Raw genomic sequence first — 20131 nt, 5'->3', positions numbered from 1 at the left:
GTCCGCAGCGGCGCAACACGATCCGCATCCGAAATCGGCGAACCATTCACACCCGACAGATCAACCGTGTCGATATCGACCACCGACAGATCAACCGGCAACACCAACTCACGACCCGACCACGAAATCGCACACACCGGCGCAGCATCCGCCAACATGAACTCGACACGATCAACCGGATACGACGGATCCACCGGCAGATACCCCGCACCGGTCTGCACCACAGCCAACAACGCCACCACCAGATCAGCCGACCGCGGCAACGCCACCGCCACCAACGACTCCGGACCGCAACCCTGAGCAATCAACCGGCGCGCCAAACGATTCGCCCGATCCGACAACTCGCCATACGTCAGCGTCTCGTCACCGAACCGCACCGCAGTCCGATCACCGAACCGCGCCACCGCACCGTCGAACCACGCCGGCAACGTCGACTCCACACCGGAATCAGCACCGGTCTTACTCCACGAGAGCACCCGATCCAGTTCACCCGCAGCCAGGACATCGACATCACCGACAACCACACTCGGATCGGCAGAAACCGCACGCAAGATCGAGGCAAACCGATCAGCGAACGACGTCACGGTAGATTCATCGAACAGATCTGTCGCATATGTCAAGGACGCCGAAATGCCGGCAGCAGAGCCGGATTCGTTTGTTCTTTCCGTGATGGTCAGCTGGAGATCGAACTTGGCCAACGCCAAGTCTGCATTTTCGATAGTGATTGCGACATCACTGAGTTGCAGCGTGGTGTGCTCCAGATTCTGGAAAGTCAACGCCATCTGGAACAGCGGGTGATGTGCGCGCGAGCGCACCGGATCGATGGCCTCGACGAGGCGCTCGAACGGAACGTCCGCGTGCGCGAAGGCCTGCAGATCCACTTCACGTGCAGAGGCCAGCAATTCGGTGAACGACATCGACGGATCGACCTCGGTACGCAGCACCAGGGTGTTGACGAACATGCCGATCAGATTGTCGAGCTGCGCGTCTCCGCGACCGGCAATCGGAGTTCCGATCGCGATATCTGTCGTCGCCGTCAATCGTGACAGCAAAACGGCCAACGCCGCGTGCACGACCATGAACGGTGTGGAGTTGGATTGCAGTGCCAGCTCGTTGATTGCGTCGTGCAGGTCAACATCGAGGTCGAAGGACACGGTGGCGCCCTGTCCTGATGCAATCTCAGGGCGGGTGCGATCACTCGGCAGATCCAACTGCGAGGGCAGATCGGCAAGTGCTGCAGACCAGTACGCAATCTGCTTCGCGATGATCGATTCGGAATCGTCCTCCGAACCGAGAACGCTGCGCTGCCACAGCGTGTAATCCGCGTACTGCACCGGCAACGGTGCCCACTCCGGAACGCGGTGACGGGTACGTGCCTCATACGCGACCATGACGTCGCGGGTAAGCGGTCCCAGGGAGAAACCGTCGGTGGAGATGTGGTGGACCACGAACATCAGAATGTAATCCGCTGAATCAACTCGATACAGCGCTGCCCGCAAAGGAATCTCGGACGTCACGTCGAAGGGTGCCGTCGCCAAATTCGCGACTGCTTCGGGCAGTTCAGCAGCTGTCAGCGCCGTCGGTACCAGCTCGAGAGTTACATCTGCCGGCAGGATCTCCTGGTACCCGACACCGTCGATGTCCGGGTACACGGTGCGCAGCACTTCGTGGCGCCCGATCACGTCGCGAATCGCCTGGCTCAGGGCATCTACGTCGAGCGCACCGGCGATCCGGATTGCAATCGGAATGTTGTTGACGGCAGATTCTGGTTCGAAGCGATTGAGGAACCACATCCGCTGCTGCGCCAACGACAACGGAATTCGTGCGGGACGCGTCTGTGGAACCAGCGCCGCCACGGCACCGGAACCTGAATGCACCTCGAGGCGAGCTGCCAAGGCCGCAACCGTTGAGTCCTCGAACAATGCTCTGACGGGGACGGTCGTGTCGAGAGTGTCGCCGAGCCTGGCCGCCACCCGAGTCGCGACCAACGAGTTTCCACCAAGTTCGAAGAAGTCGTCGTTGCGGCCAACGTGGGCAACGCCGAGAACCTCGGAAAAGACCTGGGCAACAGCCTCTTCAGCAGAGGAGACCGGCGCCTGATAGGTCTTGGCTACAAACTCCGGGTCGGGAAGTGACTGTGTATCGGTCTTTCCTGCTGCGGTCAACGGAATGGAGTCGAGGACAAGAATCGCGTCCGGAACCATGTATCCGGTCAAGAACTTCGAGACTGATGCCGTCACCGCTGCGGGTACTACGGTGGCTCCCGACTTCGGAACTACATACCCGACAAGACGATCCCCGAAATGCTCGTCAGTTCGCACAATGACCACGGCATGCGCAACACCGTCACAACGTGTAAGTGCTGCTTCGATTTCGCCAAGTTCGATGCGGAATCCGCGAATCTTCACCTGGAAGTCGCTGCGGCCCACGTATTCCACGATGCGACCGTCGATCCATCGGACAATGTCACCGGTGCGGTAGAGGCGATCGCCGGGGCCACCGAAGGGGTCTGCGACAAATCGGCCGGATGTCAGTCCCGGCTGCCCCAGGTATCCCCGAGCGACCTGGATGCCCGATACGTAAAGCTCGCCGGCAACCCCGACCGGTACCGGCTGCATACGGTCGTCGAGGATTCGGGCAGACATTCCACGGACAGGTCCGCCGATGTTCATGCGGTCGAACGCGGTCAGCGTGTCACTGATATTGCTGGCAACGGTGGATTCGGTGGGTCCGTAGGCGTTGAAGAAGCCGCGTACCGAACCATCCGGCAGGGGCACAGCCCACTTGGACACCAGTCCCCGGGAACTGGCTTCACCGCCGACAACAACAACCCTCAGTGCGTCCAGGCCGGCAGGGTCCACGGAGGCCAATGCCGCCGGTGTGATGAATGCGTGAGTGACAGAGTGCAACTGCAGGATCTCAGCCAGTTCCGCCCCGCCGTAGACACTCGTCGGCGCGATCACCATGGTCGATGCGGCACCGAAAGCCATCAACAGTTCCAACACCGACGCGTCGAAGCTCGGAGACGCGAAGTGCAGAGTCCGGGCGTCGGCGCTCAACTCGTAGCGTTCGACCTGCTCGGCGCAGAAGTTCGCCACACCGGCATTGTCGACGACTACGCCCTTGGGAAGTCCGGTGGTGCCGGAGGTGTAGATGACGTAGGCAGCATTCTGCTCGCGAATCGGCGCGCGCAATTCCAGAACACCGATCGAAGCCGTGGGCTGCGCGGCGCGGGTTGCCTCGAACTCGGCTTCGTCGAGTGCCATCCAGGTTGTCGCGGTCGGAAGCGTCGACGCGAACTCACGTGTCGTAAGACCAAGCGCGGCACCGGAGTCGGAGATCATGTGTGCAACGCGGTCTACCGGATACGTCGGGTCGACCGGCACAAATGCAGCACCCGTCTTGGCAACCGCCCACAGCGCCAGGACCGACTCGACAGATCTTGGAATGGCAATGGCCACTCGATCTTCGGGTCCGACGCCTTGAGCGATCAAGACACGTGCCAACTGGGACGAACGTGCATCCAGGTCCTGATACGTGATCGCCACGTCGCCGTAGCGGATGGCGTCCGCGGCAGGATTCACAGACGCGGCGTTCACGAGAATTTCCGCCAGAGTTCCCGAAATACCCTCGGGACCATGCACATCGGTCAGCGCCAGTCGTTCGTCGGAGTCGAGGATCTCGATGTCGCCGACAGTAATGGCTGGGTTTGCCACCACGGATTCCAGAATGCGAATCAAACGCTGAGCAAAGCCTTCGACGGTGTCTGCGTCGAACAAGTCGGCAGCGTAGGTGAACTCTGCCGAGATGCCCTGCAGTTCTCCGTGCACGCCGATCGACTCGGTAGCCGACAGTTCGAGATCGAACTTCGCTGTTGTCGTGTCGATTTCGACAGCCTTGACTGCCAGACCAGGCAGCTCCAACTCGGTCTGCGCTAGATTCTGCAAAGACAGAACAACTTGAAACAGGGGATGCCGGGCCTGCGAGCGTGTCGGCGAAAGAACATCCACCAGCCGCTCGAACGGTACGTCGGCGTGGCCGAACGCGCTCAGCGCAACATCACTGGTGGCCTGGAGCAGATCCGTGAACGGCGCGGACGAATCGACATCCGTCCGCAATACGAGGGTATTCACGAACATCCCGACAAGATCGTCCAAAGCTTGGTCGCCTCGACCAGCCACCGGCGTTCCCACGGCGATATCGGACGTTCCACTCAGTCTCGCGAGCAGCACGGCGAGCGCAGCATGCAGCCCCATGAACAGAGTTGCATTGTTCTCGCGCGCAACGGCGTCGAGTCGGGCATGTACATCAGCCGAGATCTCGAAGGCGAATCGCTCACCACGCATCGACGCAACATCTGGACGAGGACGATCGAGGGGAAGCTCGATCTGATCGGGTAGGCCCGACAAGGTCTCGGTCCAGAACGAAATCTGCTGCGACATCAACGAAGCCGAATCATCCTCCGATCCGAGTACCTCACGCTGCCACAGCGAGTAGTCCGCATACTGCACAGGCAGTGGGTGCCACAGCGGCGCGATGCCGTCCTTGCGCGCGGAGTACGCGATCATGACGTCTCGACCCAACGGCGCCATCGACCAACCGTCGGCAGCGATGTGGTGAACCATGATCGCCAGAACGTGCTCGTTGTCATTGCGCGTCAGCAATCGGACGCGGATCGGTGCGTCGACGGTGATGTCGAGGGTCGCGGAACCTACTGCGGCAATACTGTCTTCGAGATCCGATTCGTCGACGTTGACAACATCCAGACCTCGGAAAATCTGCGCGACATCGAGAACCGACTGGACCGGGCCGGAATCCGTATCGGGATAGACCGTACGAAGAACCTCGTGCCTGGCCAGTACGTCCTCGAGTGCCTGTTCCATTGCGACGAAGTCAAGAGATCCGGTCAGGTGCAATGCAAAGGTGATGTTGTACGCGGCGGAATCAGTGTCGAACCGGTTCAAGAACCACATGCGTTGCTGCGCGAGCGACAACGGAATGTGCGCCGGACGAGCCTGCGCGACAAGCGCTCTACGCCCGCCACTGCCCGCGTGAACCTCGAGGCGCGCAGCAAGTGCCTCGACGGTCGAGACGTCGAACAACATCCGAACCGGCACCGAGGTGTCGAGAGCCTTGCCCAGCCGGGAAGTGACCTGCGTGGCAATCAGCGAGTTTCCACCGAGTGCAAAGAAATCGTCGTCGAGACCGACGCGTTCCGCACCGAGGACGTCCGCAATCACCTGCGCGACAATCTCTTCGACCGGAGTGGTGGGTGCACGGAAATTGCGAACCTCGAACACGGGAACTGGGAGCGCACGACGATCCAGTTTGCCGTTCGAGGTGAGCGGAATTTCATCCACGACCATGAATGACGACGGGATCATGTACTCGGGCAGCGTCGCCGCGATGGCCGGAGAAAGTGCGTCCGGGTCAATCGCCGATTGACCGTCGCCAACGACATACGCAACGAGCTGATCGCCCAGTCGCTCGTCGCTGTGCATCAACACAACCGCTTGGACGACCAGGTCGAGGGCGACGAGGGCAGCCTCGATTTCGCCCAGTTCGATACGCAGACCACGCAACTTCACTTGGAAGTCGCTACGACCGACGTAGTCCAATTGTCCCTGGTCATTCCATCGGACGAGGTCGCCGGTGCGGTACATCCTGGAACCGCCGGTCTCGAATGGATTGGCGACGAATCGCTCAGCCGTCACGTCGAATCGACCACCGTAGCCACGCCCGACACCGACGCCCGACACATAGAGTTCGCCGATCATTCCTGCCGGAACGGCATGCAACCGGGTGTCGAGTACAAACAGGTCGATGTTCGGAATCGGCGTTCCGATCGGGACACCACTGGTGTGTTCGGAGGTCGCTGTAAGAGCCGAAACAACGTCGGAAGCCTCGGTCGGTCCGTAGCTGTTGACGATCCGGACGCCGTCGCGCATGAGATGCGACAACCTGGAGATCTGGATGGGTTCACCACCGAGGAACGCAACATCCAATTGCGACAACACTCCGTCGAGGTCCGCATCCGAAAGCGCGATGAAAGCGCTCGGCGACATGTTCGCCACACGGACGCCACCTGCTTCGATGGTCGCCAGAATCTCCGGAGGATCGAAGCCGGCTCCGCTGAGATGGAGCGCCACTCCGTTGGCCAGCGCTGCCCACACGTTTTTCTGTGTCAGGTCGAAACTCGGCGAAGACGCAACAAGAATCGGCCCGGCTTCCGGGAGCTCGGATCGGTACCACGTGACGGTATTCTCGATGCCGCCCATCGGCACCATCGTCGGCTTCGGACGGCCCGTCGAGCCGGATGTCGAAATCACATATCCGAGATGATCTTTCGCCCTCGCACCAACCCACGGGTCGATCGGACGGATCACGGTGGCGTCCGTGGAATCCTCGGATTCCACAACGAGCACAGGGATGCTCAGATCGACGGCCTGCGCACTCACCACACACGACGCAGCGGTGTCTTCGAGAATTGACTGAATCCGTTCACGAGGGAAGCTCGGATCGATGGGAGCGTAGGCAGCCCCGACCTTCCAGACACCCAACATTGCCACGACCCATTGCCACGACCGAGTGACCGTCAAAGCAACCACGTCGCCGACGCCGATGCCAACAGTCTCCAAACTCCGGGCAAGTACGGTCGACCGGCTGTCCAACTCTTCGTAGGTCAACACTCGCGTCTGATCTGATACTGCGACGGCGGACGGGTCGGAGTCGACGCTCCGATAGAACGCAGACAGAATGGACGAGCTGGGAGCTGCAGTTCGTGTACCGACCGACCAGTCGAGCACCTGCGACGCTTCGTCCTTGCCGAACACCGCGATATCTCCGACCTTGATGGCCGAATCTTCCACTACCGCATTCACGATGCGCACCAAGCGGTTCGCGAACTTCTCCATGTTCGACGCGTCGAACAAATCAGTCGCGTATGTGAGAGTCGCCTCCAGACCATCGAATCCGTCTGCCCCGTCGGTTCCCTCGGAGATCATCAACTCCATGTCGAACTTCGCGATCGGCACCTCGAGTTCTGCGGCCACCGCTTTCACACCCGAGAACTCGAGTTCGCGTTTGGCACTGATCTCGGCGGTCAATGCAACCTGGAACAACGGGTGGCGGGCACGAGAACGTGGGGGGTTGAGTGCCTCGACGAGTCGCTCGAAAGGAACATCGGCGTGCGCATAGGCAGCTAGACCCGAATCACGAACTCGCTGAATGAGATCGACGAAGGGCTCGTCGAGATCGACCGTGGTGCGAAGTACCAGGGTGTTGACGAACATACCGATCACGTCGTTGAGCGCTTGATCGCCGCGTCCGCCGATCGGGGCACCGATCGCAATGTCTGTTGTCCCACTGATACGGCTGAGCAACGCCGCATAGGCCGCCTGCAACACCATGAACAGCGATGCGTTATTCGAACGCGCCAACTCGTTGAGCTTGCGCGTCGTTCGCTCACTGATCCGGAAATGGTGCTTTGCACCATGATTCGACGCAACAGCCGGACGCACTCGGTCTGTCGGCAAATCCAGTTGGTCCGGCAGACCGGACAGTGCACTCCGCCAGTAACTGATTTGGCGAGCGGACTCGGAGCGTGGATCGTCCTCAGAACCCAACGCCTCGCGCTGCCACAACGCGTAGTCCGCGTACTGAATCGGCAACGGCATCCAGGCCGGCACGGAATTCTCGTTTCGCGCCGAATAAGCGACAAGAAGGTCGCGTGCCAGGGGTCGGAATGACAATCCATCTGCTGCGATGTGATGCAGAACCATCACGAGCACGAAGTCCGTCGACGACACTTCGAACAATGCAACCCGCACCGGAATCTCCAGTGTCACGTCGAAACCGCGCGCGGCGATGGCGACCAGTGCAGCATCGAGATTCGAATTGCGTATCTTGGTCGCATTCAACTCCACAGCAGCGCGCTCGATCGGCAGAATGACCTGTTGCGCAGTGCCATCCACGTCGGGATAGATGGTACGCAATGACTCGTGGCGCGCAAGCAAATCCATGACAGCCGCGTGCAGTGCTACCGGATCGACGGATCCCGTCAACCGAACAGTGAAGGGAAGGTTGTAGGCAGGCGTCGACGGGTCCAGGCGATTGATGAACCACATGCGCTGCTGCGCCAACGACAGCGGGATCACGTCGGGGCGCGGTTTCGCAGTCAGCGGTGCAACCGATTTGGCACTCCCCGCCACCGATTCGGCCCGCGCAGCGAGAGCGGCCACCGTGGTCGATTCGAAGAGTTCGCGGACACCGAGCTGAACGCCCAGAGCCGAACCGACGCGGGTCACCAGTTGCGTTGCAACGAGCGAGTTTCCGCCGAGCTCGAAGAAGTCGTCGTCGATACCGACTCGGTCGACGCCCAGAACCTCGGCGAAGACGTCGACAACGACCCGCTCGGCCTCGGTGCGCGGTTCGCGGTACTGCTTGGCGCTTTCGAATACCGGGTCGGGCAACGCGGCCCGATCCAGCTTTCCACTCGTGTTGAGCGGCAACGCTTCCAGAATCATCAGGGCCGCCGGAACCATGTACGACGGTAGGCTTCGGCCGGCAAATTCGCTGAGTACGGCAGACTCGATACTGCGCCGTGGACTAGGAACGATGTAACCGACCAGCTGGTCGCCCGTCGGCGTCTGCGTCACCAGGACAACGGCCTGGGAGACGTCCGGATGCGCGAGCAGCACGGTCTCGATCTCGCCGAGTTCGATGCGCTGACCGCGGAATTTGACCTGGAAGTCGGTACGCCCGATGTAGTCGAGGTTGCCGTCCTCACGTCGCCGCACGAGGTCTCCGGTGCGGTACATACGTTCACCGGCCGGGCCGTAGGGGTTTGCCACGAAACGATCGGAACTGAGATCGGGTCGACCGACGTATCCGCGAGCCAACTGAATACCGGCGAGATACAGTTCGCCCGGCTGCCCGATCGGGGTGGGACGTACGTGCGCATCGAGGACGTAGGCCTGAGTATTCCACTGCGGCAACCCGATCGGGACCGACGTGGTATCTGCGGCACACGCTTCGTAGTACGTCACGGACACTGCAGCTTCGGTGGGTCCGTACAGGTTGTGAAGACCCGCGCCACACAGTTCACGGAATGCGACGGCTGTTTCCGGCGGGAGCGCTTCACCGATAACAAAGACGTGGCGCAGCGAATCACACGATCCAGCGGGGGCATTGGCAGTGAACAGCGTGAGCATCGACGGAACGAAGTCCGTAATGGTGACCTGATGTTCGGCAATCTTGCTCGCGACGTACATCGGGTCGCGATGGCCGTCCGGCGTGGCGATCACAAGGGTTGCACCGACCCGGAGCGGCATGAAGAATCCCCACAGGGAGACGTCGAATGTTGTGGCTGTCTTCTGCAGGTAGACGTCGGAAGCTCCGAGTTGGTACTCGGCATTCATCCACTGAAGTTGATTGTTGATTGCCGCGTGAGTGACGGCCACGCCCTTGGGTCGTCCCGTCGAACCTGACGTGTAGATGACGTAGGCCGTATTCGAATACCGCAAGGGCGCAAGACGATCCGCATCGACTACGGGGCGGGTGTCGAGTTCGGCTTCGGCAAATCCGTCGATCTCGAGGACTCTGGTTCCAAGCGGGAAGTCGACCGCATCGCGAGCGGTGGTCAAGACACACACCGGACGAGCGGAATCAAGGATGTACGCGGTTCGATCTGCCGGGTGGTCAGGGTCGACCGGCACCCAGGCTCCGCCGGCCTTCGCGATGGCATACATACCCACCATAAGGTCCAACGAGCGCCGAATTGCCAATCCCACAAGCGATTCCGGACCGACACCCATTGCAATGAGTTTGCGTGCCAGCCCGTTTGCCTGGGCGTCGAACTCCGCGTAAGTAAGTGAGTTCCCCTCGAAGATCAGCGCAGTCGCGTCGGGCGTCTTGCCGACCTGACGTTCGAAGGGCTCGGTAATGGACTGGGAGAGTACGTGATAGCCGGTGCGATTCCAGAGGGCAACCCTCTTACGTTCCTCGTCGGACGCAACGGACAGGTCCCAGACTCGGCGACTGGTTCCAGCGGAGATGAACTTTTCGAGGAACTCTACGAACCGCGAATGATTGCGTTCGGCTTCCGCCGCGGAGTAAAGATTCGGATTTGATTCGAAGTCGATGTGTGTCCGCGACTCCCCCACACTCTGATACAGGTTGACACCGAGGTCTTCGATCAAACCGGTTGACAGAATATGCAATTCACCGACCAGAGGACCGAAGGCAAGTTCCGTGGAGAACATCATGATGTTGATCCACGGGCCGAAGAATCCGCCCTGACCGGGGCCGGATCCGTCCCGGACCATATCCTCGTGGCGGTACCGCTGGTGACGCAAGGCCCCCGACATCTCGCTGCCGACGCTGTCGAGGAGTTCTTGCACTGTCGTCTCGGCCGTGATCTTCAGTCGCAACGGCACGACGTTGGAGACCATTCCGCCGGATCGTCGAAGAACGGCCGTGGTTCGGCCCGAGACAGGCAGGGACAACGACACGTCCTCGCGCCCGGTCATCTGCGCCAGGTATGCCGCAAAAGCCGCGACAACAGCACCGGCGACCGTCGTATTCTCGACCCGCTCGAGGAACCGAGCGAGCAACGCTTCGACGTGATTGGACAACGCGGCACTGTCGATCCGACTGACCGGTTCCGGGGGAGCGCTGCGGCCGGCGAGACTCGAGACCTCATCGAGGTCGGAAATCTTTTCGGCCCAGTACTCGCGGTCGGTGTCGAACCGGTTGGACTTTCGGTACTTGCTGTCGACCTCGTACACATCCCGCAGGTCGGAGGCTTCATTCGGCGTAGGTTCACGGCCTTCGACGCGAGCGGAATACAACTCGGCTACCCGGGTGACAAACGTCGACGCTCCGAAACCGTCGAGAATCGTGTGATGGACCCGGGTGTACCAGTAGTAACGGTCCTGGCCGAGCCTCAGAATGGTCGCCGAGATCAATCGGTCTTCGAGCATGTCGATCGGGCGGCTGCGGTCTGCGCGCATCCACCGCATCGCGGCGTCGTGCGGGTCAGCTTCGCTGCGTACGTCGACGTAACCAACCGAGTCGTCGAGGGTGTTGTCGATGATCTGGAAGGGCTGCGCGTCGACCTCGAAGATCCGCACGAAGGCCGAACCGAGTTCACGGCCGGCGTCGGCGCATGATTCTCGAAGTACGTTCAGTTGCAGTGCGCCCCGCAATTCGACGTACTGAGCGATATTGACGGGCACCGAAGGATCGAGATGCTGCGCGAACCACATGCCGAGCTGGGCCGCTGAGAGTGGGAATGCGCCTGATCGCTGACCGTCTTCCGGCGAGCTGCCGACCTCCGACTTTCCGCTCTCCAGTTTTCCGTTTCCCAGCGAATTCACGCCCACAGCCTCTCTTCCACACCATTACGTACACGCCCCAACGCACTCTTCCGCGCTACAAGCCTGCACCGATCTCATCCACCCGCTATGAGCCAGAACGATTCATCATCTCTGATTTGTCCTGGGCATGACAAAGCCACACCCAGACATATCGAGTTCTCAGTCGATGTTCGTTACAGCAACGAACCGCTTCACGGCCCCCACACCGACACTTCGCGCAATGCAACGAACACCGCCGGCAACTCCCCCTTCACACTTGCCGACCCAGCGGTCGGATTCGAGCAAGTTTCACACGGCACCACACACCCCCCGAGAAGCCGCTCACCAAATGTACAGGCTTTCGAAACCTTGACGATTCATGCTGTTCAACAGCATTTTTATGCCGACAATGCGGACATCGATGCGCAGATGTGACATCCGTCGTGCACCCGCATACGACGAAACGCGCCGGCCAGTGGCCGACGCGTTTCGAGAGACGAACCGATGTCTCAGATCAGAGTTACACCCGTCACACTCTGCAGATGCTCGGCATCGACGCCCGGAGCCAGCTCCACAAGCGCAATTCCGGCTGCTGTGACATCGAGCACGGCGAGGTCCGTGATGATGCGATGAACGACTCCCTGTCCGGTCAACGGCAGAGTGCATCGCTCGACGATCTTGGGGTTTCCATCCCGGTCGGTATGCTCCATCACGACGATGACCCGGCGCGCACCGTGGACAAGATCCATTGCGCCACCCATGCCCTTGACCATCTTTCCGGGCACCATCCAGTTGGCGAGATCACCGGTACTCGACACCTGCATGCCGCCGAGGACCGCGGTGTCGATGTGACCGCCGCGAATCATTCCGAAGGACAGTGCGGAGTCGAAGAACGCCGCGCCCGGGTTGACTGTGACAGTTTCCTTGCCCGCATTGATGAGGTCTGCGTCAACCTTGTCGTCGGCCGGGTACGGTCCCGTGCCGAGGATTCCGTTCTCGCTGTGGAGAACAACTCTGACTCCGTCCGGCAGGTAGCTCGGGATCAGGGTCGGCAAACCGATCCCCAGATTGACATACTCTCCCGGACGCATTTCCGCAGCCGCACGCGCCGCCATCTCGTGACGAGTCCACCCGATGCGAGTTTCTTCTGCACTACTCACTGTGCACCTCCCGAGATGGTCCGCTTCTCAATCCGCTTGTCCTGCATACCCGTATGCACAACTCGTTGCACGAAGACACCGGGCAGGTGAACATGCGCGGGGTCGATCTCGCCGGGTTCGACGAGCTTCTCCACCTGCGCGATGGTGATCCGTCCCGCCATTGCACACAGCGGGTTGAAGTTCATTGCAGTCTTGTTGAAGACGAGATTGCCTTCTGTGTCACCGATTTCGGCATGAACCAAGGCGAAGTCCGCAGTAATTGCTTCTTCCAATACGTATCGACGATCACCGAAGACAGCGGTCGCCTTGGGCGGCGAAGCCACCGCGATCGAACCGTCCGCGTTGTAGCGCCACGGCAAGCCGCCTTCCTCGATGGGCGTTCCCACACCGGCGGGCGTGTAGAACGCCGGAATGCCTGTGCCGCCGGCGCGTAGACGCTCGGCAAGTGTGCCCTGAGGCGTCAGCTCTACTTCCAGCTCACCCGAAAGGTACTGGCGTGCAAACTCTTTGTTCTCGCCGACGTACGACGCCGTCACCCGCGCTATGCGATGCGCGCCCAGCAGGATTCCGAGCCCGTAGTCGTCGACACCACAGTTGTTGGAGAACACCTCCAGATCGGTGGCGTCCCCGTCTGCGATCGCAGCGATCAACGCGTCCGGAATTCCGCACAGTCCGAACCCTCCGACAGCGAGCCTGGCACCATTCGCGATACCGGCAACTGCCTCAGACGCAGTACTCACGACCTTGCTCATGCGTTGTTCTCCTTCGGTGAGAAGATTCCGGCGCGGTGAAGAAGCTTTTCGGCGTGGCGCAGGACGGGGGCGTCCACCATTTTGCCTTCGAATGCGAATACTCCGCGTTCGGTTGCCACCGCCGCAAGAACTCGTGTAGCCCAGTCGATTTCTTGCTCCGAGGGCGCAAAGGCACCACGAATGATCTCGACTTGGCTGGGATGAATGGCTACCTTGACGTCGAACCCGACAGCCACAGCATCGGCGGACTCGACGCCCAGGCCGTCAAGGTCCTTGATATCGAGGTACACCGAATCCACTGCCAGTCGCCCGTAACTCTTTGCCGCCAGAAGGGTGTTCGAGCGAACGTGCTTGGCCACATCCCGGTATGTACCGTCCGGATGACGACTGGAATTTCCGCCGAGCCCCGCTACCAGATCTTCGGCGCCCCACATGACACCGATCGTATTGGCGGCCAGGGCAATATCGGCGACAGCCAGGGCACCGAGCGGCGATTCGACCAGCGCAACTACCTCGGCCGGAGCCAACGACAGGACGTCGTCGGCCGACTCGCACTTGGACAGCATCAACCGCGAATAGTGAGTACCGTCGAGCGCGAGAAGGTCAAGTTCATGCTCGCGCGTGCCGACCGGATTGACCCGCACTACCGTACGTTCGGGATCCAGTGGTGTATCGATCAACGCGATGCGCGCCGCTTCCTTGTCAGCGGGCGCAACTCCGTCCTCGAGATCGAGGATCACGACGTCTGCGGCCGCTGCAGCCTTGGCGTAGCGCTCCGGTCGATCGGCCGGGCAGAACAACCACGAGGGACCAGGCACAGTCCAACTCATGACGACTCTCCTTCCGGGCGCAACTGCACCAACGTCTTTCGGGTAGCCAGAGCCACGACGTCACCGTGCTGGTTCCGGCCGGTATGGACCAATGTCACGATACCTTCGCCCGGACGACTTTTCGACTCTCGCTTGTCTGCGATCAACGTCTCTGCGTACAGAGTGTCTCCGTGGAAAAGTGGCTTCGGGAAACTGATGTCGGAAAATCCGAGGTTGGCGACGATGGTTCCCTGGGTCAACTGCGCCACCGACAACCCGACGATTGTCGAGAGTGTGAACATCGAATTGACCAGGCGTACACCGAATTGTGTGCCCTCACTGTACGCAGCATCGAGGTGCAGGGCCTGCGTGTTCATGGTCAGCGTCGTGAACAGGACGTTGTCCGCTTCGGTGACCGTGCGGCCGGGACGGTGTTCGTAGATCGCACCCAGTTCGAACTCTTCGAACCACAGTCCGCGCTGGATGATCCTCGGGGCGCTCACATTCCCAACTCACGAGCGATGAGCATCAACTGCACCTCGGTGGTGCCTTCACCGATTTCGAGGATCTTGCTGTCGCGGTAGTGACGGGCAACCGCGTACTCGTTCATGAATCCGTATCCGCCGTGAATCTGGGTAGCGTCCCGGGCATTGTCCATTGCCGCTTCGGAGGAAATCAGCTTGGCGATGGACGCCTGCTTCTTGAACGGCTTGCCCGACAACATGAGTGCGGCCGCATCGTAGTACGCGGTACGAGCAACATGCGCCCGAGCTTCCATGCGTGCAATCTTGAACGAGATGGCCTGGTTCTGCCCGATGGGGCGTCCGAAAGCCTCACGCTCCTTGGCGTACTTGACGGACTCGTCGACGCAACCCTGCGCCGCGCCGACGCTCAGCGCGGCAATGGCGATGCGGCCTTCGTCGAGAATTCGCAAGAAGTTCGCGTAGCCGCGGCCACGCTCGCCGAGCAGATTCTCTTCGGGGACACGAACATCCGCGAAGGTGAGCGGATGGGTATCGGATGCGTTCCAGCCAACCTTGTTATATGCCGGCTCGGCGGTGAAGCCCGGCGTCGTGGTCGGCACCAGGATGGTCGAGATCTCCTTCTTGCCACCGTCCTTGACTCCCGTTACCGCAGTGACCGTCACGAGCTTGGTGATGTCGGTGCCCGAGTTGGTGATGAACTGCTTGTTGCCGTTGATGATCCACTGTCCGCTGTCGAACTTGGCGGTGGTCTTGGTTCCACCGGCGTCGCTACCAGCGCCCGGTTCGGTCAATCCGAATGCCGCCAGCGCCTTGCCACTGGTGAGCTGCGGGAGCCATTCTTCCTTCTGCGCGTCGTTACCGAAACGGTAGATCGGCATGGCACCCAACGACACTCCCGCTTCGAGGGTGATCGCAACACTCTGGTCGACCTTGCCCAGTTCCTCGAGCGCGAGGCAGAGAGCGAAGTAGTCGCCGCCCATTCCGCCGTACTCCTCCGGGAACGGCAGACCGAACAGACCCATCTCCGCCATCCCGGCCACAACCTCGTATGGGAAGGTGTGATTGGCGTCGTGCTCCGCGGCAACCGGCGCGACAACCGTCTTCGCGAAGTCGGCCACAGTCTTGGCCAACTGCTGGTACTCGTCCGGAAGTGCTCCGGTGGCAAGGTAATCGGTCATCAGGCATCTTCCTTCGGAGTCGTGTTCTCGGTCTTGTCTTCGGCAATGTCGTCCGGCACAGGCACAACGCGGGCCAACAGTTGGTCCACCATCACCTGATCACCTGATTTCACCAGCACTTCCACGATGCCGTCGATCGGCGAACTGAGTGCGTGCTCCATCTTCATGGCCTCGACCACGACGAGTGACTGCCCGGCGCTCACTGCGGCGCCGCTTTCCACGTTCACCGCGATCACGGCTCCCGGCATGGGGCTGGTAATTTCGGCATCGCCCGCGTGGGCGTCCTCGCCGCGCACACTCACCTCGGCAACTTCACGTACATGCCAGGTACCGTCGCCGGCGAGCCACAGTCCACCGTCGGTCTCGGCGACCACAAACGTGCGTCGGTGTCCGTCGACGACAACCACCAAGGCGGATCCTGTCAACGTTGCCGTGAAGGTGCGCGGCTGTGCCCCTTCGACCTCCACCTTTGCATCGGTCGGTTCACCAGTGATCGCGACGTGCGCGATGCGTGTACCGGCGGAGAGCCGGATGCTGGTCGGAGCTGCCGTTCCGACGCGCCAGCCACTGGGGACATCCCAGGGATCTTTTGCCAGAGGCCAACGCTGCAACCAACGATAAGCTGCAGCAGCGATCAGGACGTCGTCCGAAGCGTCCGCTGCCACAAAGTCTTCGACGCGCCGATCGAGCAATCCGGTATCAAGTTTTCCCGCGATCACATCTGGATCTGCCAAGAGGAATCGAGCGAATTCGATGTTCGTGACCACACCCAGCACCGCGGTCTCGGCCAGAGCCCGGTCAAGCTTGCGCAGAGCACTACCGCGATCGGGAGCGTGAGCGATGACCTTGCTGAGCATCGGGTCGTAGTCGCTGCCGACGACGGTGCCCGCGAGCAGACCCGAATCGACGCGGACGCCGGCGCCGCTCGGCTCGACCAGATCGACGACGCGGCCACCGGTCGGCAGGAAACCGCGACTCGGATCCTCGGCGTAGACACGGGCCTCGATGGCGTGCCCGGTCATGGTGATGTCACCCTGTTCGAAGGCCAACTTCTCCCCCGTAGCAACACGAACCTGCCACTCCACGAGATCGAGTCCGGTGACCATTTCGGTGACGGGGTGCTCGACCTGCAAGCGGGTGTTCATCTCCATGAAGAAGAACTCGTCAGGTTTGTCAGCGGAGACGATGAACTCGACAGTGCCGGCGCCCGTGTAATCGACGCTGCGAGCCGTGTTGCACGCTGCGGCACCGATACGGTCGCGTGTCACCTGATCGAGCAACGGCGACGGCGCCTCTTCGATGACCTTCTGGTGGCGTCGCTGCAGGCTGCATTCGCGTTCACCCAAATGAACGACGTTTCCGTGCTGATCCGCTAGCACCTGTACCTCGATGTGCCGGGGCCGCAGAACAAATCTCTCGAGAAACAGGGTGTCGTCGCCGAACGAGGAGGCTGCCTCGCGTCGCGCGCTACGCAGTGCCTCGGCTAGGTTCGCGGGGTCTTCGACCAACCGCATTCCCTTACCGCCGCCGCCGGCCGAAGGCTTGACCAACACCGGATATCCGATGTCGTCGGCCGCAGCAATGAGGTCTTCATCGGTCAGCCCTGGCCGGGCGATACCCGGCACCACGGGCACACCGAACGCCGCAACGGCATTCTTCGCCGTAATCTTGTCGCCCATTACCTCGATGGCGTGTTCGGACGGCCCGAGGAACGCGATACCCGCAGCCGCGCAGGCCGCCGAGAATGCCGAGTTCTCCGACAGGAAGCCATAACCCGGATGGATACCCTGGGCCCCGGCTGCCTTGGCGGCATCGATCACCTTGTCGATGACGAGGTAGCTCTCACGAGCGGGTGCCGGTCCGATATTGATGGCAGTGTCTGCCTCACGAACATGGCGCGCATTCGCGTCGGCGTCACTGTAGACGGCGACGCTGCGAATTCCCATCTCACGCAACGTGCGGATCACGCGAACCGCGATCTCGCCACGATTGGCGACGAGGACGGTGTCAATCGTACGAATCTCAGTCATTACTCTCACATCCGGAAGACGCCGTAGGAGACCGGCTCGATCGGCGCGTTTGCACACACCGAGAGAGCCAGGCCGAGAACAGTTCTGGTATCGGCGGGGTCGATCACGCCGTCATCCCACAGCCGTGCGGTGGAGTAGTACGGATTGCCCTGCGCCTCGTACTGCTCGCGAATCGGCGCCTTGAACGCCTCTTCGTCGTCCGCGGACCACGGGTTACCCGCACTGGGACCAACCCCCGTCGCTGCGCTCGCCCCGGCCACCTGGTCGCTTCGGACTGTCGCAAGTACTGATGCCGCCTGCTCGCCGCCCATCACCGAAATACGCGCATTGGGCCACATCCACAGGAAGCGAGGCGAATACGCCCGTCCACACATGGAGTAGTTACCGGCGCCGTACGAACCACCGATGACAACGGTCAGCTTCGGAACCCGTGCACACGCGACGGCCGTGACCATCTTGGCGCCGTGCTTCGCGATTCCGCCGGCCTCGTAGTCGCGGCCCACCATGAAGCCGGCGATGTTCTGCAGGAACAGCAGCGGGACACTGCGCTTGTCACACAGTTCGATGAAATGTGCACCCTTCATGGCAGATTCACCGAAGAGCACGCCATTGTTGGCGATGATGCCAACCGGATGGCCCTGAATGTGGGCGAATCCGGTGACCAGGGTCTTGCCGTACTCGGCCTTGAATTCCTGGAACGCACCGCCATCGACGAGGCGAGTGATCACTTCGTGCACGTCGTACGGCGTACGTGAATCCGTGGGCACCACATCGTAGAGTTCACTCTGATCGGCGACAGGCTCAACCGTCGAAATCACATCCCACGGACGCTCCGAGCGTGGCCCGAGAGTGGCAATGATGTTGCGCACGATACGAAGTGCGTCGCGGTCGTCCTCGGCCAGATGGTCGGTGACACCGGAAACCTTGGAGTGCAGGTCGCCGCCGCCGAGTTCTTCGGCCGTCACGATCTCACCCGTCGCAGCCTTCACCAGCGGCGGACCACCGAGGAAGATGGTGCCCTGGTTTCGGACGATCACGGCCTCGTCGCTCATCGCGGGAACGTACGCGCCGCCGGCGGTGCACGAACCGAGTACCGCTGCGATCTGGGGAATTCCCTTGGCGCTCATGGTCGCCTGGTTGTAGAAGATGCGTCCGAAGTGCTCGCGGTCCGGGAACACCTCGTCCTGGCGCGGCAGGAACGCTCCGCCCGAGTCGACCAGGTAGATGCACGGGAGATTGTTCTGCAGCGCCACTTCCTGGGCGCGCAGATGCTTCTTCACCGTCATCGGGTAGTAGGTTCCACCCTTGACCGTCGCATCGTTGGCAACGATGACGCATTCGCGACCGGAGACACGGCCGATACCGGTGATGACACCGGCGCCGGGGCACTCGTCGTCGTACAAGCCGTTGGCCGCGAGCGGTGACAACTCGAGAAATGGACTGCCCGGATCGAGGAGAGAATCCACCCGATCGCGCGGAAGCAACTTCCCGCGACTGACGTGCCGATCTCGCGACTTCTGGTTGCCGCCGAGTGCGGCTTGTGCCAGTTTCTTCTTCAGTTCCTCCACCAGAACGGTGTGATCGGATCGGTATCCCGATCCTTGCGTGATTCCACTGGGAGTCATCCCGCCGCCTTCGCCATGAGTTAATGCTCGATAACTGAAACTAGATTAACTATGATTAACTGAGTTGTCCAGATCACAGCCGAGAAAGATCGAAGAAAATGACCTCTGAGCAGGTGACCGCTCCGACACGACGCGATCAGATGAAAGCCGACCGTCGTCGTCAGCTCCTCGACTCCGCCGCACGGTTGATCGCCGAACGCGGATTCGTGAGCGTGCGACTGGAAGATCTCGGCGCTGCCGTCGGCATCAGCGGCCCGGCCGTCTACCGGCACTTTCCCAACAAGGACGCCGTTCTGGTCGAACTTCTGGTCGGCATCAGCACCCGGTTGTACGAGGGCGGATCGGCGGCGGCAGACGCAGCAGACTCCCCCATCTCGGCGCTCGATGCCCTTGTCGAGTTTCACCTCGACTTCGCACTCGGCGAACCCGATCTCATCCGCATCCAGGACCGCGACCTCGAAAGCCTCCCGGCGGACGCACGGCGACAAGTCCGCCAGACGCAACGCAAGTACGTCGAAGTATGGGTCGATGTCCTCGAAAAACTTGATCCGACGCTCGATCAAGAAGATGCCCGCATCAAGGCTCACGCCACATTCGGCCTGATCAACTCCACTCCACACAGTGCAAATCCGGCGTCGCCGGCCCGCACTCGCCGCGTCCTGCGCGGTATGACCCTCGCCGCACTGAACCGGACATGACGGCAACAGTGGCAGACTGGTTACACCAGCTAATAGA

10 protein-coding genes are annotated in these 20131 nt (G+C 61.2%); 2 read left to right on the top strand and 8 right to left on the bottom strand.

The window, feature by feature from the left end:
• Window positions 1-11267, bottom strand: an 11267-nt coding sequence (locus MTX36_RS11260) for an amino acid adenylation domain-containing protein (RefSeq protein WP_374230468.1), incomplete at its 3' end; no start/stop codon positions are given.
• 198 nt (window positions 11268-11465) lie between these two features.
• Between MTX36_RS11260 and MTX36_RS11255 the strand changes: the two genes are divergently transcribed.
• Window positions 11466-11792 (top strand): hypothetical protein, encoded by a 327-nt coding sequence (locus MTX36_RS11255; RefSeq protein ID WP_243619821.1) that lies wholly within the window; start codon window positions 11466-11468, stop codon window positions 11790-11792.
• A gap of 74 nt (window positions 11793-11866) precedes the next feature.
• On the opposite strand, the gene MTX36_RS11250 is transcribed toward MTX36_RS11255, so the two are convergent.
• From MTX36_RS11250 to MTX36_RS11220, 7 genes are read right to left on the bottom strand one after another with little or no spacing between them, the layout of a single operon-like run.
• A complete protein-coding gene (locus MTX36_RS11250) occupies window positions 11867-12517 on the bottom strand; it encodes a 3-oxoacid CoA-transferase subunit B (RefSeq protein ID WP_374230465.1) in 651 nt (216 codons plus the stop codon).
• On the bottom strand, window positions 12514-13269 hold the full coding sequence (locus MTX36_RS11245) for a CoA transferase subunit A (protein WP_243619820.1): 756 nt from the start codon (window positions 13267-13269) through the stop codon (window positions 12514-12516). The genes MTX36_RS11250 and MTX36_RS11245 overlap by 4 nt, the downstream gene beginning before the upstream one ends.
• A complete protein-coding gene (locus MTX36_RS11240) occupies window positions 13266-14099 on the bottom strand; it encodes a CoA ester lyase (protein ID WP_243619819.1) in 834 nt (277 codons plus the stop codon). Before MTX36_RS11240 ends, MTX36_RS11245 begins: the two co-directional genes overlap by 4 nt.
• Window positions 14096-14581, bottom strand: coding sequence for a MaoC family dehydratase (locus MTX36_RS11235; protein ID WP_243619818.1), 486 nt, complete (start codon window positions 14579-14581; stop codon window positions 14096-14098). The genes MTX36_RS11240 and MTX36_RS11235 overlap by 4 nt, the downstream gene beginning before the upstream one ends.
• Window positions 14578-15741, bottom strand: a complete 1164-nt coding sequence (locus MTX36_RS11230) for an acyl-CoA dehydrogenase family protein (protein ID WP_094271892.1) — start codon at window positions 15739-15741, stop codon at window positions 14578-14580. The genes MTX36_RS11235 and MTX36_RS11230 overlap by 4 nt, the downstream gene beginning before the upstream one ends.
• Complete coding sequence (locus MTX36_RS11225; RefSeq protein ID WP_243619817.1) at window positions 15741-17771, bottom strand: acetyl/propionyl/methylcrotonyl-CoA carboxylase subunit alpha; 2031 nt, start codon at window positions 17769-17771, stop codon at window positions 15741-15743. The genes MTX36_RS11230 and MTX36_RS11225 overlap by 1 nt, the downstream gene beginning before the upstream one ends.
• A gap of 5 nt (window positions 17772-17776) precedes the next feature.
• The gene (locus MTX36_RS11220; protein ID WP_243619816.1) at window positions 17777-19396 is read right to left on the bottom strand and encodes a carboxyl transferase domain-containing protein; all 1620 of its coding nucleotides are present in this window, start codon (window positions 19394-19396) and stop codon (window positions 17777-17779) included.
• A 98-nt stretch (window positions 19397-19494) separates the two neighbouring features.
• On the opposite strand from MTX36_RS11220, the gene MTX36_RS11215 reads away from it, so the two are divergent.
• On the top strand, window positions 19495-20094 hold the full coding sequence (locus MTX36_RS11215; RefSeq protein WP_279394473.1) for a TetR/AcrR family transcriptional regulator: 600 nt from the start codon (window positions 19495-19497) through the stop codon (window positions 20092-20094).
• The last annotated feature ends 37 nt before the right edge of the window (window positions 20095-20131 follow it).

This window comes from Rhodococcus sp. ARC_M6 (assembly GCF_022810305.1).
Classification (GTDB): Bacteria; Actinomycetota; Actinomycetes; order Mycobacteriales; family Mycobacteriaceae; genus Rhodococcus_F.
The sequence above is the reverse complement of the archived record's forward strand: the minus strand, read 5'-3'. Positions and strand labels throughout refer to the sequence as shown.